Consider the following 17,842-nt stretch of genomic DNA (forward strand, 5'->3'; position numbering starts at 1 on the left):
GTGGCCGCGGATCTTGACCTGGGTGTCGGTGCGGCCGAGGAAGTGGAGGCGGCCGTCGGGGTGGCGGGTGACGAGGTCGCCGGTGCGGTAGAGGCGGGCTCCGGGGTGGTGGGGGTCGGGGACGAACCGGGTGGCGGTGAGGGCGGGTTGGCCGTCGTAGCCGCGGGCGAGTCCGGTGCCGCCGAGGTACAGCTCGCCGGGGACGCCGACCGGGACGGGAGCCAGGGAGGCGTCCAGAACGTAAGCCTGGGTGTTGTCCATGGGCAGGCCGAGCGGGACCGGGCTCTGCGCGGTGTCGGCGGGGGACAGGGGACCGCTGATGGCGAAAGTCGTTGTCTCGGTGGGGCCGTAGACGTGGACCACGGTCAGGTCCGGGTTGGTGGCCTGGACGCGGGCCATGGTGGTCGGGGAGGCGGCCTCGCCGCCTGTCCAGACTTCCTGGAGGCCGGTGAAGCAGCCGGGGTCCTCCTCGGCGAGGAGGTCGAAGAGGGCCTTGGTGAGGAAGAGGGAGGTGACGCCGTCGGTGACCGCCCGGCGGACGGAGCGGGCGGTGATGTCCTCCTCCGCGACGGTGAGGGTGTGGCCGTTGAGGAGGGCGGCCCAGATCTCGTAGGTGGCGGCGTCGAAGGAGTGGGGGGAGTGGAAGAGGAGGTGGCGGTGGGCGCCGGCGACCGTGGGCACGTCGCGGTCGGTGAGAACCAGCTCCGTGCGGCTGCGGGCGAGGATGGAGCGGGTGCGCTCCTCGGGGTTGGCGGCGTGGAGGGGGACGTACGTGCCGCCCGCCTTCAGGACGGCGAGCAGGGCCACGACCAGGTCCGCCGAACGCTCCAGGAGCAGGCCCACCCTTGACTCGGTGGTGACGCCCCGTTCGGCGAGGGCGCGGGCCAGGCGGTCGGCGCGCTCGTCCAGTTCGGCGTAAGTCAGCTGCTCGGGGCCGTAATTGACGGCTACGGCGTCCGGTGTCTCCGTCACGCGGGCGGCGAAGGCCGCGGTGACGGAGGCGGGGGGCGCGTCGGTCGGGGTGCCCTCGGCGGCGGCCAGGGCTCCGGCCCGCTCCTCGGGGCTGAGCATCGGCAGGTCGCGCAGGGGGCGTGCGGCGTCCCCGGCGGCGAGGCCGGCGGCCAGTTCCCGCCAGTGGGCGGCGAGGCGGGTCACCGTCTCCGGGTCGTACAGGTCGGTGCTGTACTCGACGGCGCCGACCAGCGTCCCGTCCGCCGCCTCCTCGAACTCGAACATGAGGTCGAAGGGGAGGGAGTCGCGGGAGACGCTGAGCGGTTCCGTCTCCAGGCCGGGGAAGGCGGGGGCCGGGCCGGTGGCGCCCTGGAGCACCACCATGGCCTGGACGAGCGGCATCCGGGCCGGGTCGCGTTCGGGCGCGACCGCGTCCACCACCCGGTCGAAGGGGACCTCCTGGTGGTCGAAGGCGTCCAGGACGGTGGCCTTGGTCGCCGCGAGGAAGTCGCCGACCGTGGTGGCGCCGTCCACGTCGGCGCGGAGCACCAGGGTGTGGACGAAGAAGCCGATCAGGTCGTCGAGTTCGGGCCGGTCGCGGCCGGCGGTGACCGTGCCCAGGGCCACGTCCCGCTGCCCGCTCCGGCGGCCGAGCAGCAGCTGGGTGGCGGCGGTCAGCAGCATGAAGAGGCTGACGCCGTGCTCCCGGCCCACCCGGGCCAGCCCGGTGGCGGTCGCCGCCGGGACGGCGAAGGTGTGGACCGCGCCCCTCCCGGTCCGCACCGCCGGACGCGGCCGGTCGGCCGGCAGCTCCAGCGGCTCCAGACCGGCCAGCCGCTCCTGCCAGTACGCCAGCCCCTCGTCCGCGGCGGGCCGGTCGTGCTGCCAGGCGGCGAAGTCGGCGTACTGGACCGGGAGCGGGCGCAACGCCGGTTCCGTTCCGGTCAGTTCGGCGGCGTAGCAGGTGGCGAGTTCACCGGTGAGGACGTCCAGGGAGCGGCCGTCGCTGACGATGTGGTGCATCGACAGCAGCAGGGCGTGCCGGTCGTCCGCCAGCCGCAGCAGCACGACCCGCAGCAGCGGGCCCTTCCGCAGGTCGAACGGGGTCAGCAGCCGGGCCCGCAGGAAGGCGTCCACCTCCGCCTCCGGAGCCCCCTCCGGCAGCTCCGCCCGCTCCACCGGGACCTCCAGGGCCGGGTGGACGACCTGCGTGACCCGCCCGTCCACCGCGTCGAAGGTGGTCCGCAGCGCCTCGTGCCGGGCCACCACCCGCGCCACCGCCCGCTCCAGCGCCCCCTCGTCCAGCGCCCCCGACAGCCGCAGCGCCAGCCCGGAGTTGTACGCGGTGCCGCCCGGGCTGTACTCCTCCAGGAACCACAGCCGCCGCTGGGCGAACGAGGCGGGCAGCTCACCGGTGCGGTCGGCGGGGCGGATGGCGTGCGGGTCGGCGACCACGGCCTGTCCGGACATCCGGGCGCGCAGCAGCGCCTGGAGGTCCGTCGGCAGTGCGCTGATCCGGCTCTCCCGCGACGAGGGCGTGGTCATCTTGGTATCTCCCTGTGAGGCATGGACGAGGTGGGGCGGGACGCGGGGGCCGGCTAGCTGCGGCAGGCGCTGCGCAGGGCGGCGGTGAAGGACTCGGCGAGGGCCGCGACGGTGGCCTCGCGGTGGACGGCGGCCGAGTAGTACCAGGTGACGGTGAACCGGCCGCCGTCCACGGCCGCGACGACGTCGATCAGGTGGTTCCGCTCCTGCCGCAGCCCGTGCTCCGGCCCGGCCGGGGGCAGCGCCGTGGAGAGCAGGCCGCTCTCGCCCTGCTCGCCGCCGAACTGGCCGAGGTAGTTGAAGCTGATCCGCGGGTCGGGGTCGCCGGCCAGCTCGCCGGTGAGGTACCGCAGCGCGCCGTAGCCGACACCGCGGTCCGGGACGGCCCGCAGCTGGCGCTTGACGGTGCGCATGGTGGCGGTCCACTCCCCGGCGCCGCCGTCGCCGGGCTCGGGGAGGGCGAGGGCGACCGGGTAGACCGAGGTGAACCAGCCGACGGTGCGCGTCAGGTCCACGTCCTCGAACAGCTCCTCGCGGCCGTGGCCCTCCAGGTTGACGGCGGTCCGGTCGTGCCCGGTCCACTCCCGCAGGGCGCGGGCGAGGGCGGCGAGCAGCACGTCGTTGATCTGGGTGCGGAACCTGCCCGGCACCTGGTGGAGCAGGGCGTGCGTCTCGTCCGCGTCCAGGTGGGCCTGGACGGCGGCCTGGTCGGCGACGAGGTTGGTGCCCTCCGGGGTGTCGAGCGGCACGGCGAACTCTGCCGCCTCGGTGACCGACCGCCAGTACGCCACCTGGCCGGCGAAGCCGCCCTCCTGCGCGTGGTGGCCGAGCCGGTCGGCCCAGTACCGCACCGAGCTGGACTTCGGGCCCAGGTCGGTCGCGCCGACGGAGAGGGCCTGGTCGTAGGCGGTCGCCAGGTCGCCGAGGATGATCCGCCACGAGACCCCGTCGATCACCAGGTGATGGGCGGTCACCAGCAGCCTCAGCGGCGGCTCGGCGGCGTCCGGTCCGGCGCCCGGCGCGGGCCGGGCGACGACGACGCGGAAGAGCGGGCCCCGTTCCAGGTCCAGCCCCGCCTTGGTCCGGGTCGCCAGGTCCAGCCAGGCCTCCTCCTCCGGGACTCCCGCGGGCAGCTCGTGCACCGTGAAGACCTCGTCGGGCTCGGCGGCCGCGATCTGCCCGGACCAGGTGCCGTCGGCGGCCCGGGTGAAGGTGGAGCGCAGCGCGTCGTGCTGGGTCAGCAGGGCCTCGACGGCGGCGCGCAGCGCGCCGAGGTCGGTGCCGGGCTCCAGCGCGAAGGAGGTGGACATCGTGTAGTGCCCGGGGTCCACCGGGTGGGTGTCGAAGAACCACTCCCGTACGGGGGTGGGGGCCACCGCGCCGAGGACCGTGCCCTGCTGGGCGCCGCCGTCGTCGGCCACCTGGCCGTTCTCGTCCACGGCCGCGGCCAGGGCGGCGACGGTCGGGTGGAGGAAGACGTCCCGGGAGGTGACGACGAGTCCGGCGCGGCGGGCGCGCGAGACCACCTGGAGGCTGATGATCGAGTCGCCGCCGAGGTCGAAGAAGTCGTCCTCCACGCCGACCTGGCCGAGTCCCAGCACCTGGGCCCAGACCTCGCACAGCACGCGCTCGGTCTCGGTGCGCGGGGCCGTGTAGACGTGGCCGGCCGTCTCGAAGCGGGGCGCGGGCAGCGCCCGCCGGTCGAGCTTGCCGGCCGCGTTGAGCGGCAGCGCGTCGAGCGTCACGAAGGCCGCCGGGATCATGTGGTCCGGCAGGGTCCGGGCGAGGTGGGCCCGCACGTCGGCCTGGTCGGCCTGGTCCGGGCCGGTGGTGACCAGGTAGGCCGCCAGGTGCTTGACGCCCGGCTGGTCCTCGCGGGCGACGACGGCGGCCTGGGCGATGCCGGGGTGGGTGAGCAGGGCCGTCTCGATCTCGCCCGTCTCGATGCGGTGGCCGCGGATCTTGATCTGGTGGTCGTTGCGGCCGGCGTACTCCAGGGTGCCGTCGGGGCGGCGGCGGACGAGGTCGCCGGTGCGGTAGAGGCGGGCTCCCGGGGCGTAGGGGTGGGCGACGAAGCGCTCGGAGGTGAGGTGCGGCTGCCCGTGGTAGCCCCGGGCGAGGCTGCCCGCGAGGTACAGCTCGCCCCAGGCGCCGTCGGGCACCGGGTTGAGCGTCGCGTCCAGGACGTAGGCGCTCTTGCCCGCCAGGGCGCGGCCGATCGGGACGGTGGCCGCTCCGGGCTCCGGGTTCTCGTGCGAGAACCAGCCGGTGGCGTAGACGGTGGCCTCGGTCGGGCCGTAGATGTTGGCGACGGTGGTGCGCGGGAGGGCGCGGCGCGTCTGGTCGAGGAGGGTGGTGGGGAACGCCTCGCCGGCCAGGACGAGGAGCTTGGGGTCGAGCCGGGTCGTCGGGTCGGCCACCAGGGCCTGGAAGGCCGAGGGGACGCCGGAGACCAGGGTGCCCTCCCAGACGGGCCGGTCGGTGAGGCTGAGGATGTTGTGGGCGATCTCCAGGGTGCCGCCGGTGGCGAGGGTGCCGAACAGCTCGAAGACGGAGACGTCGAAGTTGAGGCTGGTGGAGAAGAAGGTGTGGGCGAAGGTCTCCTCACCCAGCGTCGTCGCCCAGTCGACCAGGCGGCTCATGGCCTCGTGCCCGATGACGACGCCCTTGGGCTTCCCGGTCGAGCCTGAGGTGTAGATGACGTACGCCGCGTTCTGCGGGGCCGTCGGCGGGTGCGGGAGGGGGCTGTCGTCGGTGGTCAGGGCCTCGGTGACGAGGGCCGCGTCGACGGTGAGGTGGACGCCGCTGTCCTCCCGCATGTGGCGGAGGCGGTCGGCGGGGTACTCCGGGTCGAGGGGGACGTAGGCCGCGCCGGTCTTGAGGACGGCGAGGGCGGCGATCACCAGGTCCGGGGTGCGGGGCAGGGAAATGCCGATCCGGCGTTCCGGTCCGGCGCCCAGGGCCAGCAGGTGCCGGGCGAGCTGGTCGGAGCGGCGGCCCAGCTCCGCGTAGGTGAGCGAGGTCGCGCCGTGCAGCACGGCGACGGCCTCGGGCCGCCGGGCGATCCGGTCGCCGGTCATCTCCATGACCGTGCGGAACGGGCCGGGTCCGCCGAACTCGGCCGCGTGCTGCGGCAGGACGGCGGCGCGCTCGGCCGGCTCCAGCATGGTGAGGCGGGCCAGCGGCAGTGCGGGCGTGGAGACCGCCTCCTCGGCGAGGGCCAGCCAGTGCCGGCAGAGCCGGTCCACCGTCGCCGCGTCGAACAGGCCGGAGCTGTACTCCGCCACCCCGACCAGGGCGCCGTCGCCCGTCTCCTGGAAGTGCAGGCCCAGGTCGAACTGGGCGGCCGCACGCGGGATCTCGTACTCCTCGGCGGTGAGGCCGGGCAGGGCGAAGCTGCCGCCCGGGGTGTTCTGGAGCGTGATCATGGCCTGCACCAGCGGGGTGCGGCTCGGGTCGCGCTCGGGGGCCAGCTCCTCGATGAGGCGGCTGAACGGCACGTCCTGGTGGGCGAAGGCGTCGAGCGTGGCGCTCTTCACCTCGTCCAGCAGGTCGGCGAAGGTGCGGGCGGCGTCGACCTGGGTGCGCAGGACCAGCGTGTTGACGAAGAAGCCGACCAGGCCCTCCAGTTCGGTCCGCTCGCGTCCGGAGACGGCGGTGCCCAGGGCGAGGTCGCGGCGGCCCGTGTAGCGGGCCAGGGTCAGCTGGGTCACCGCCGTCAGGCCCATGAAGAGGCTCGCGCCCCGGGTACGGCCCAGCTCCGCCAGGCGCCCGGCCAGCGCGGCCGGGACGGTGAACAGCCGGGTGCTGCCCTCCGCCGTCCTGACCTGCGGGCGCGGGCGGTCCGTCGGCAGGTCCAGCGGCTCCAGCCCGGCCAGCCGCTCGCGCCAGTGGGCGAGCTGGGCGTCGAGCGCCTCGCCGGTGTGCTGCTCGCGCTGCCAGACGGCGAAGTCCGGGTACTGGACCGGGAGTGCGGGCAGGGCGGCGTCCTCGCCGCGGACGGCGGCGGCGTACAGCTCGCTGAGTTCGCGGGTGATGATCCCCATCGACCAGCCGTCGGTGACGATGTGGTGCATCGCCAGCACCAGGACGTGCTCGGCGGGAGCCACCCGGACCAGCAGGACCCGCAGCAGCGGGCCGGTGCGCAGGTCGAACGGCCGGACGGCCTCGGCCCGCAGCACCGCGTCCACCTCGCCGGCGCCGGTGACGCCGACGGTCCGCACCGGCACCTCGACGGTGTCGTGGACGACCTGGACACCCCGGCCGTCGACCGCGTCGAAGGTGGTGCGCAGCGCCTCGTGCCGGGCGACCAGGCCCGCCACCGCGCTCCCCAGCGCCGCCTCGTCGAGCGTGCCGGTCAGGCGCAGCGCGCCGACCACGTTGTACTCGACGGAGCCCGGCGTGAAGTTCTCCAGGAACCACAGGCGTTCCTGCGGCAGCGACATGGGCAGCTGCCCGCCCCGGGCCACCGGGACGACGGGCGTACCGGCCCGGCCGGCGTCCTCCTCGCCCGCGCCGCCGTCGATCTCGGCGGCGAGGCGGGCCACCGTCGGGTGGTCGAAGAGGGCACGCGGGGAGAGGTGCGTCCCGAGGGCCGTGCGGGCCCGGGAGGTCACCTTCAGGCTGGAGATGGAGTCGCCGCCGAGACCGAAGAAGTCGTCGTCGACACCGACCCGGTCCGCCCCCAGAACCTCGGCCCAGATCGCGCACAGGGCGCGCTCGGTGGCGGTGCGGGGCTCGGTGTACGCGGTGCCCGCCGGGGCGAACTCCGGGGCGGGCAGGGCGCGCCGGTCGACCTTGCCGTTGACGGTCAGCGGGATCGCGTCGACGGCGGTGAAGGCGGCCGGGACCATGTACTCGGGCAGCGAGGCCGCGAGATGGCGGCGCAGCGCCTCCGGGTCGAGCGGGCGCCCGTCGCGGGTGACGAGGTAGGCGGCGAGGTACTTGGTGCCGGGCCCGTCCGTACGCGCCAGGACGGCGGCGTGGGTGAGGTCGGGGTGGGTGAGCAGGGCGGTTTCGATCTCGGCCGTCTCGATGCGGTAGCCGCGGATCTTGACCTGGGTGTCGGTGCGGCCGAGGAAGTCGATGCGGCCGTCGGCGCGCCAGCGGGCGAGGTCGCCGGTGCGGTAGAGGCGTCCGCCGGGGTGGTGCGGGTCGGGGATGAACCGTTCGGCGGTCAGGCGCGGCTGGTCGTGGTAGCCGCGGGCCACGCCGCTGCCGCCGAGGTACAGCTCACCCGGGACACCGACCGGGACCGGACGCAGCGCCCCGTCGAGGATGTACGTGTACATGTTGTCCATCGGCGTGCCCAGCGGCGCCGGGCCCGAGGCGACGTCCTCGGCGGTCAGCGGGCCGCTGACGGCGAAGGTGGTGGTCTCGGTGGGCCCGTAGCCGTTGACCAGGGTCAGGCCGGGGTGGTGCGCGAGCAGGGTGTGCGCGGCGTGGTGCGGGACGGCGTCGCCGCCGGTCCAGATCTCCTGCAGCCCGGCGAAGCAGGCCGGGTCCTCCTCGACGAGGACGCCGAAGAGGGCGGCGGTGATCCACAGGGCGGTGACGCCCTCGGCGACGGCCTGGCGGATGGTGGCCGTCGTCAGGTCGCCGGTGGCCACCGTCAGGGTGCGGCCGCTGAGCAGCGGCACCCAGACCTCGTAGGTGGCGGCGTCGAAGGAGTGCGGGGAGTGGAACAGCACCCGCTCGTGGGCGTGGCCCGCGAAGCGGTGGTCGGCGGCGAGCGCCACGATGTCGGCGTGGGTCACCCCGACGCCCTTGGGGACGCCGGTCGAGCCGGAGGTGAACATGACGTACGCCAGGGAGCCGCCACGGGCCGGGGCGGGCAGCGCCGTACCGGTGTCGGTCCCGGCGGGCAGGTGGCGCGGGTCGAAGGTGGCGACGCCGGCCAGGGAGGACTCGTCGCGGTCGGTGAGGACGAGGGTGGTGCCGCTGCGGCCGAGGATGTCGCGCAGGCGCTCCTCGGGCTGGCCGGTGTGGAGCGGGACGTAGGCGCCGCCCGCCTTGAGCACGGCGAGCATCGCCACCACCACGTCGGCGGAGCGTTCCAGGAGCAGCCCCACCCGGGACTCGGCGGTCACCCCGCGTTCGGCCAGGGCGCGGGCCAGACGGTCGGTGCGCCGGTCGAGCGCGCGGTAGGTCAGCGAGGAGCCGCCGGCGGTGATGGCGACGGCGTCCGGGGTGGCGGCGGCCCGCCGGGCGAAGACCTCCACCACCGAACCGTCCACAGGGGTCCGGGCCCCCTTGCCCCACTCGCCGAGCAGGCGGTCGCGTTCGGCGCCGGACAGCAGCTCGATCTCGGCGACCGGTGCCTCGGGCCGCTCGACCAGGCGGGTCACGGCGGCGGCCAGCTGGCCGGCCAGCCGCTCGGCGGTGGCCTGGGCGAAGAGGGCCGGGTCGTAGGCGAGGGTCAGGCCGAGGCGGTCGCCGGTGGCCGCCGCGATCAGCGTCAGGGCGTAGTGGGTCGCCTCGACGGCCTCGGCCGTGCGGACGCCGATGCCGTGCCGGGCGGCGGCGGCCTCGTCCACCGGGTAGTTCTCGAAGACGACCAGGCTGTCGAAGAGGGAGGCGCCGGGCGTCAGGTCCGTCTCGACGTCGGAGAGGGCCACGTACTCGAAGCGGCGGGACTCCGCCTGCTGGTCCTGGATGCCGCGCAGCCAGTCGGCGGCGCGGACGCCGGGGGCGGCGCTCACCCGGACGGGCAGGGTGTTGATGAAGAGGCCGAGCAGCGCCTCGGCGCCGGGCAGGTCGGCCGGGCGGCCCGAGACGGTGGTGCCGAACACCACGTCGTGGCGGCCCGCGTACTGGCTGAGTACCAGTGCCCAGGCGCCCTGGACCAGGGCGTTCTGGGTGATCCGGTGGTCCCGGGCGTAGGCGCCGGCGCGTTCGGCGACGGCCGCGTCCAGCGCCACCGTCACGCGGGCGCTGGACCGGCCGCGCCGCACCTGCTCGGGCGTGTGGTCGTACGGCAGCGCCACCGGCTCCTCGTAACCGGCCAGCGAGCGGCGCCAGTGGCCGCGCCCGGCCTCCTGGTCCTGCCCGGCGAGCCAGCGCAGGTAGTCGCCGAAGGAGCCACGGGCCGTGGGGGAGGCGGTGCTGTCGCCGCTCAGCACGGCGTACTCGGCCAGTACGTCGGTGAGGAAGGCGGCGGTGCTCCAGCCGTCCAGCAGCAGGTGGTGGAAGGTCCACACCAGCTGGACGCGGCCTTCGCCGGGCAGCCGGATCAGCGTCACCCGCATCAGCGGGGCGGCGGCCAGGTCGATGCCGCGCGCCCGGTCCTCGTCGAGGAACTCGCGCAGGAACGCGTCCTGGGCCTCCTCGGTGAGGGCGGTCGCGGAGCGGTCGAGGAGGGTGACCGGCACCTCGGCGTGGCGGCGCACCACCTGGACGGGCTCGCGGACGCCCTCCCAGACCAGCCCGACGCGCAGCGCGTCGGAGCGCTCCACCGTCCGCTGCCAGGCGTCGGCCAGCCGCGCGGGGTCGTCGACGCCGTCCAGGGTGAGGACGAACTGCTCCAGGTAGGCGGGGGAGTCGGGCTCCGCCAGGGCGTGGAAGAGCATGCCGGACTGGAGCGGGGTCAGCGGGTAGACGTCCTCGACCGTGCGGCCGTCCCCGGCGATCCGGTCCACCTCGCCCTGGTCGAGGGCGACCAGGGAGAAGTCCGAGGGCGAGCGGCCGCCGGCACCGGGCTCCGCGCAGTGCGCGACGAAGGCGGCGAGCTGGGCGGTGTACTCCTCGACCAGCGCGCGGACCGTCTCCTCGCGGTGCACGCCCGCCGAGTAGTGCCAGGTGAAGACGAGCCGGCCGTCGAGCAGGCCGGCGGTCACGTCGAGGAGGTGCGGCCGGTGCTCGCGGGGGCTGTGCTCCCCGCCCGGGTTGAGGGCGGAGGAGAGGTACCAGGAGTCCGCGGTGGCGTCCGGCGTCTGCGAGGTGGTGCCCGCCAGGTCGAGCCGGCCCAGGTAGTTGAAGCTGATCAGGGCGGAGTCGTGCTCCGCGAAGTGGCCGCCGAGGTGGCGCAGGGCGCCGTAGCCGATGCCCCGGTCCGGGACGGCGCGCAACTGCTCCTTGACCGAGGTGACGGCCGCTCCCCACCCCTCGTCCTCGGGCAGCGCGAGCGCCACCGGGTGGATGGAGGTGAACCAGCCCGCCGTACGGGTCAGGTCGATGTCGGCGAAGAGTTCCTCACGGCCGTGGCCCTCCAGGCTGACCGGGACCCGGTCGCGGCCGGTCCAGCCGCGCAGGGTGCGGGCGAGGGCGGCGAGCAGGGCGTCGTTGATCTGGGTGCGGTAGACCGCCGGGACCTGCTGGAGGAGCTGGTCGGTCTGGGCGCGGGTGAGTTCGCCGGAGACCGCGGCGGCGGTCACGGTGGTGGCGTCGCCCGCCGGGTCGTCCAGCGGCAGCGACGCGTCGGCGCCGCCCATGACCGACTCCCAGTAGGGGAGTTGGCCGTCGAAGCCGCCCTCGGCGGTGTGCCGGGCCAGGCGCTCGGCCCAGGCGCGCACCGAGGAGGTCTTGGGCCCCAGGTCGACGGGGGAGCCCGCGGCGGCCTGCGCGTAGCCGCGCCGCAGGTCGTCGAGGAGGATGCGCCAGGTCACGCCGTCGACCAGCAGGTGGTGGGCGATGACGGCGAGGCGTACGGGAGTCTCCGGGCCGCCGGTGCCGACCAGGACCCGGACCAGCGGGGAGCCGTCGAGGCGGAAACCGGTCTGGGCGGCGTCCCTCAGCTCCTGCCAGCCGGGCGCGGCCGGGCCGGTCAGCTCGTGGACGGAGAGGATCGCGTCGAGACCGGCGTCGGGGGCGTACCGCGCGGTGCGCGCGCCGTCCTCGTCCGTGGCGAAGACCATGCGCAGCGCGTCGTGCTGGAGCAGGAGGGCGCGGACGGCCTCGCGCAGGGCGGACAGGTCGGTGCCGGGCGGCAGTTCGGCCTCGGCCGCCATGTTGAAGTGCTCGGGCGCGGAACGGTGGTGGGCGAAGAACCACTCGCGGATCGGCGTGGTGGGGACGGCTCCGGAGAGCACGCCCTGCTCGGCCTGGACGACGGCACCCGCCCCGGTCCCGGCGGCGGCCAGGTGGGCGGCGAGGGCGGCGACGGTCTGCCGGGCGAAGATGTCGCGGGACGACAGTTCGAGTCCGGCCCGGCGGGCCTGCGAGACGACCTGGATGCTGAGGATGGAGTCGCCGCCGAGGCTGAAGAAGTTGTCCTGGACGCCGACGCGTTCCAGGCCCAGGGTCTCCGCCCAGATCGCGCAGAGGGTCTCTTCGGCGGGGGTGCTGGGCGCGACGTAGCCGATGGTCTCCTCGGCCGGGGCGGGCAGGGCGCGGCGGTCGAGCTTGCCGCTGGCGTTGAGCGGGAGGGCGTCCAGGGTGACGAAGGCGGCCGGGACCATGTAGGCCGGGAGCCGGTCGCCGAGATGGGCGCGCAGGGCGTCCGTGCCAGGGGCGGTGCCCTGTTCGGCCGGGACGGTGTAGGCGACGATCCGGGGCGTGCCGGGGCTGTCCTCGCGGACCACGGCGGCTGCCTGGCCGACTTCGGGGTGGGAGGTCAACGCGGTCTCGATCTCGCCGAGTTCGATGCGCAGGCCGCGGATCTTGACCTGGTCGTCGGTGCGGCCGAGGTAGGTGAGGGTGGACGGTGAGGTGGGCTTCGGCCACGGGGGTGCCGATCGGCGGGGCCCCGGTCAGCCCGGCGTCCAGGGCGGTGCTGATGCTCGCGGCGACGGTGATCTCGGTGGGCCCGTAGGCGTTGAGCAGGCGGCGGCCGGGTGCCCAGCGGCGTACGAGGTCCGGGGTGAGGGCTTCGCCGCCGGTGGCGAGGACGGCCAGGTCGGGCAGAGCCGCAGCGTCGGCGGGGATGCTCGCGAGGACCGTGGGCGGGATCAGGGTGTGGGTGATCTGACGGGTGGCGAGGGTGTCGTGGAGGTCCTGGCCTGCCAGGGCGTGGCCGCCGTCGGGGATGACGAGGGTGGCGCCGCCGGAGAGGGCCATGAGCAGTTCCATGACCGAGGCGTCGAAGCCCGCCGAGGCCAGTTGCAGCACACGTGCGTCGGCGTCGATGGCGAACCGCTCGCCGAGGGCGGCGGTGAAGGCCGCGATGCCGCGGTGGGTGACCAGGACGCCCTTGGGGCGGCCGGTGGAGCCCGAGGTGTAGATCATGTAGGCGCCGGCGTCGAGAGGAACGTCGGCCACCGGTGCCGGGGTGACCGGCTCGGGCAGCTCGTGCCACTCGAACAGCCTCCGCGGGGTGACGACGAGGGCGGCACCGCTGTCCTCGCGGACGAAGGTGAACCGCTCCTCGGGCCATTCCGGGTCCATCGGCACGTAGATGCCGCCGAGCCGGGTGACGGCCAGCAGCACGGTCAGCCACTCGACGCCCCGGGGCAGGGCCACGCCGACCCGCGTCTCCGGGCCGACGCCCGCGGCGGCGAGGCGGCGGGCCACCCGCTCCACCCGTACGTCGGTCTCGGCGTACGACAGGTTCTCGTCGCCGCAGATCACAGCGGTGCCGTGAGTGCCACGCGCGGCCACGCGGGAGCGCCAGAGGGCGCCCAGGGTGACCGGGGTCTGTCCGGTGCCGGTGCGGGAGACGCCCCAGCCGTGGAGCAGGGCTTCCCGCTCCTCACCGGTGACCAGTTCCACCTGGGACAGGGGGCGGGTGGCGCCCTCGCCGGTCACGGCGGAGGCCAGCTCGACCCAGTGGCGGCACAGGCGTTCCACCGTCGCCGCGTCGAAGAGATCGGTGCTGTACTCGGCGGCCGCCAGCAGGCGCCCGTCCTGCTCGGCGAAGGAGAAGGTGAGGTCGAACTGGGAGGCGTCCCGCGTGGAGGGGACCGCCTCGGCGCGCAGGCCCGGCAGGGCGAACTCGGCGCGCGGGGTGTTCTGCAGCACCACCATGGCCTGCACCAGCGGGGTGCGGCTCGGGTCGCGCTCCGGTGCCAGCGCCTCCACCAGGCGGCTGAACGGCACGTCCTGGTGGGCGAAGGCGTCCAGGACCGTGGTGCGGACCCGGGCGAGCAGCTCCTCGAAGGAGTCCGCGCGCTCGATGCGGGTGCGCAGGACGACGGTGTTGACGAAGAAGCCGACCAGGTCCTCCAGCGCGGCCTCGTCACGGCCGGAGACGCCGGTGCCCAGCGCGATCTCCTCGCGGCCGCTCCAGCGGGCCAGCACCAGCTGGGTCAGGGCGGTGACCACCATGAAGAGGCTGGCGCCCCGGTCGCGGCCGAGCGCGTTCAGTTCGCGGGCCAGCTCCGCCGGTATCGCGAAATGGTGCTGGGCCCCGGCGGAGGTGCGCACGGCCGGGCGGGGCCGGTCGGTCGGCAGCTCCAGCGGCTCCAGGCCGGCCAGGCGCTCACGCCAGTAGCCGATCCGCTCCTCCAGCGCCTCCGCGGTCATCCGCTCACGCTGGCGGACGGCGAAGTCCGGGTACTGGACGGGGAGTTCGGGCAGGTTGGCGGGCTCGCCGCGGACGGCCGCCGTGTAGAGGGCGCTCAGTTCGCGGGTGATGATCCCCATCGACCAGCCGTCGGTGACGATGTGGTGGATCACCAGGAGCAGGGTGTGGGTGTCCGGCTCGGGGGTGGCGACCAGCAGGACGCGCAGCAGCGGGCCGGTGTGCAGGTCGAAGGGGACGGCGGTCTCGGCGCGCAGCAGGGCGTCCAGCTCGGCGTCGGAGGCGGCGGTGGCGGTCCGGACCGGGACCTCCACCGTCGGGTGGATCACCTGGGTGCCCTGTCCCTCGACGGTGGCGAAGGTGGTGCGCAGCGCCTCGTGCCGGGCGACCAGGCCCGCGACGGCGGCGCCGAGCGCCCCGTGGTCGACGGTGCCGGTCAGCCGGAGCGTGCCGCTGACGTGGTACTCGGTGGCGCCGGGCGCGAAGTCGTCCAGGAACCACAGGCGTTCCTGCGCGAAGGAGAGCGGCAGCCGGCCCTCGCGCGGGACCGGGAGCAGGGGCTGCGCGGGCCCGTCCTCCGGCGCGGCGGCCCTCGCCCGGTCCACGGCCTCGGCCAGGTCGGCCAGCCGGGGCGCGTCGAAGAGGTCGCGGACGGCCAGGTGCGCGCCGAGGCCGGTGCGGACCCGGCTGATGACCCGGGTGGCGAGCAGTGAGTGGCCGCCCAGCGCGAAGAAGTCGTCCTCGGCACCGACGCGTTCGACGCCCAGCACCTCGGCCCAGACCGCGGCGAGCGCCGTCTGCGTGCCCGGGGCCGGGGCCACGTACGCGGCCGACTCCGACCACACCGGGGTGGGCAGGGCGCGGCGGTCCAGCTTGCCGCTGGCGGTGGCCGGCAGCGCGTCCAGGGCGACGAAGGCGGCCGGGACCATGTAGTCGGGCAGGCTGCGCCGGACCAGTTCGCGCAGGTCGCGGGCGGTGGGCAGGGTACGGCCCGGGGCCGGCACCAGGTAGCCGGCGATCCGCGCGGTGCCCTCGGCGTCCTCGCGGACGGCGGCGGCCGCGTCGGCCACGTCGGGGTGGGCGCGCAGGGCGGCCTCGATCTCGCCGGGCTCGATGCGGAAGCCGCGCACCTTGACCTGGTCGTCGGCGCGGCCCAGGTGCTCCAGGGTGCCGTCGGCGGCCCAGCGCACCAGGTCACCGGTGCGGAAGAGGCGCGCGCCGCTGCCGAAGGGGTCGGCGACGAAGCGTTCGGCGGTGTGGCCGGGACGGTTGGTGTAGCCGCGGGCCACTCCGGCGCCGGCCACGTACAGCTCTCCGGGGACGCCGGCCGGCACCGGGGCGAGGCGGGCGTCCAGGACGCGGACGCGGGTGTTCCACAGCGGGGTGCCGACGCGGACGTCGCCGCCGTCCGCCTCCCAGGCGAGGGAGTCGGCGCTGATCTCCGAGGAGCCGTAGAGGTTGAGCAGGCGGGCGTGGGGGAGCTTCGCGCGGAACCGGGCCGCCAGCGGACGGCTGAGCGGCTCGCCGCTGCTGACCCAGGTGGTGCAGGAGGCGAGCGCCGCCGGGTCGGTCTCGTCGAGGAGGACCGCGAGCAGGCTCGGCACCAGGGTCAGGCGCCGCACGCGGTGGCGCCGGACCAGCTCGGCCAGGGCGAACGGGTCCTTGACGGCCTCGTCCGGGGCGAGCACGACATGGCCGCCGTGGACGAGGGTGCCGAGCAGTTCGGTGACGCTGTCGAGGAAGCCGACCGAGCTCTTGGCCAGGACCACCGCGTCCCGCTCCTCGGGATACCGGTCGGCGAACCACGCCCAGCGGCTCAGCAGGCCGCCGTGCAGCCCGAGCACCGCCTTGGGGCGGCCGGTCGACCCGGAGGTGTGGATGACGTACGCGGCGTGGGCGCCGGTGAGCGCGACCTGCGGGGCGGTCCGGGGCAGGGCGGCCGTCCGCTCCCGGACGAGGTCGACGCGGACGACGGCGGGCGCCTCCTCGCCGGGGGTGCCGGGGGTGCCGGGGGCGGTGACCAGTCCGGCCAGGGCGTCGATGGTGACGACGGTGCGCACCCGGCTCTCGGCCAGCATCCAGGCGACGCGTTCGCGCGGCAGCGCCGGGTCGACGGGCAGGTGGACGCCGCCCGCCTTCAGCACGGCGAGGGCGGCCACCACGAGGTCGGTGGTGCGCGGCAGGCAGACCGCCACCGGGTCCTCGGGGCGGACTCCGGAGGCGATCAGGTGGTGGGCCAGCTGGTTGGCGCGGGCGTCCAGCGCGGCGTAGGTCAGCTGCTCGTCGCCGCTGGTGAGCGCGGGGGCGTCGGGGGTGCGGGCGGCCTGCTCGGCGAACCGGCCGGGGATGGAGCCCTCGGCGGCCTCCGGGCGGTCGGCGCCGCCGCCGTCGGCGAGCAGCCCGGCCAGCTCGGCGCCGGCGACCGGCGCGGCCTCGTCCAGCCGCACGGCGGGGTCGGTGACGACCGCGCGGGCCAGCGCCGCGAAGTGCCGCCCCATCCGCTCCACGGTGGCGGCGTCGAAGAGCGCCGTGCGGTACTCGATCGCGCAGTGCAGCGGCCCGCCGCCGTCCTGCGCGGCACCCTCCACGAACTCCCAGCTCACCTCGTACGGGGAGGAGGCGCGGGCCAGCTGGCCGCGCTCCACGCGCAGCCCCTCGAAGGCCGCGGGCTCGGCCGGGGTGTTCTGGAGGACCACCATCGACTGGACGAGCGGGGTGCGCGAGGTGTCGCGCTCCGGCGCCACCAGCTCCACCAGCCGCTCGAACGGCACGTCCTGGTGGTCGAAGGCGGCCAGCACCGTCTCCCGGACCTGGTCCAGGTAGGCGGTGAAGGGCTGACCCGCGTCGAGGCGGGAGCGGAGGACCAGGATGTTGACGAAGAAGCCGACGAGGGGCTCCACCTCGGCCCGTTCGCGGCCCGGCACGGCGGTGCCCACCGCGATGTCGTCCTGGCCCGAGCGCCGGGCCAGCAGGAGCTGGGTCAGCGCGGTCAGCGTGACGAAGAGGCTGGCGCCGCGCTCGCGGCCCAGCGCCCGCAGCCCGTCGGCCACCTCCTCCGGCAGGTCGAAGGTGTGCACGGCGCCGGCGTCCCCGGCCGCCGCCGTACGCGGCCGGTCGGTCGGCAGCTCCAGCGGCTGGATGCCCGTCAACTGCTCCTGCCAGTAGGCGGCGTGGCGGTCGAGGGCGTCGCCGGCGAAGCGGGCCCGCTGCCAGGCCGCGAAGTCGGCGTACTGCACGGCGAGCGGCGCGGGCCGGGCGGCGGCCCGCTCCGGGTGGAGGGCCGCCGCGTACCCCGCGCCCAGCTCGCGCAGGACGATCTCCATGGAGGCGCCGTCGGTGACGATGTGGTGCATCCCCAGCAGGAACCGGTACGTGCCGCCCGCCGCGCCCTCCTCGGCGCTCCCGGCGCCGGTGCGCACCAGCAGGGCGCGGACCAGCGGCCCGTGCTCCAGGTCGTACGGTGCGGCCAGTTCGGTGGCGAAGAGCAGGTCGCACGCGGTCTCGGCGGCCTCCTCCGTGGCGTGCTCCGCCGTCAGGTCCAGGTACCGGAACGGCACCGGGGCGGGCGGGCGGACGGTCTGCCGGGCCACGCCCTCCACCGCGGTGAAGGTGGTGCGCAGCGCCTCGTGCCGGGCCACCACCGCGTTCAGCGCGGCGCGGAGGGCGGGCACGTCCAGGGCGCCCGTCAGCCGGAGGCTCAGCCCGGAGTTGTTCTCGGCCGACCCCTGCTCGTACTCCTCCATGAACCACAGCCGCTGCTGGGCGAAGGAGAGGGGCAGGGGGCTCTCCCGGTCGGCGCGGGCGATGGCGTTCCGGCCGCGGCCGCGCCCGGCGAGGCGGTTCCGGAGTTTCTCCTGCACGTGTTCCGGCAGCGAACTGATCCGGGCCTCGCGCGAAGACGCGGCGTCCATGGAAAGCTCCCATTCGTGAGAGGGAAGAGCGGTGAAAAAG

The 17,842-nt window shown here is 75.3% G+C and carries 1 protein-coding gene and 1 pseudogene; both read right to left on the reverse strand.

The annotated features are described in order from the left end of the window. Nucleotides 1-2,496 (reverse strand): non-ribosomal peptide synthetase (locus tag IF45_RS0124780; protein ID WP_030309666.1); only part of this gene is annotated, 2,496 nt, incomplete at its 3' end. 53 nt (nucleotides 2,497-2,549) lie between these two features. Continuing rightward, nucleotides 2,550-17,802 (reverse strand): annotated as a pseudogene (locus tag IF45_RS31590) (amino acid adenylation domain-containing protein). Nucleotides 17,803-17,842 lie beyond the last annotated feature (40 nt).

The organism is Streptomyces albidoflavus (genome assembly GCF_000719955.1).
GTDB lineage: Bacteria > Actinomycetota > Actinomycetes > Streptomycetales > Streptomycetaceae > Streptomyces > Streptomyces albidoflavus.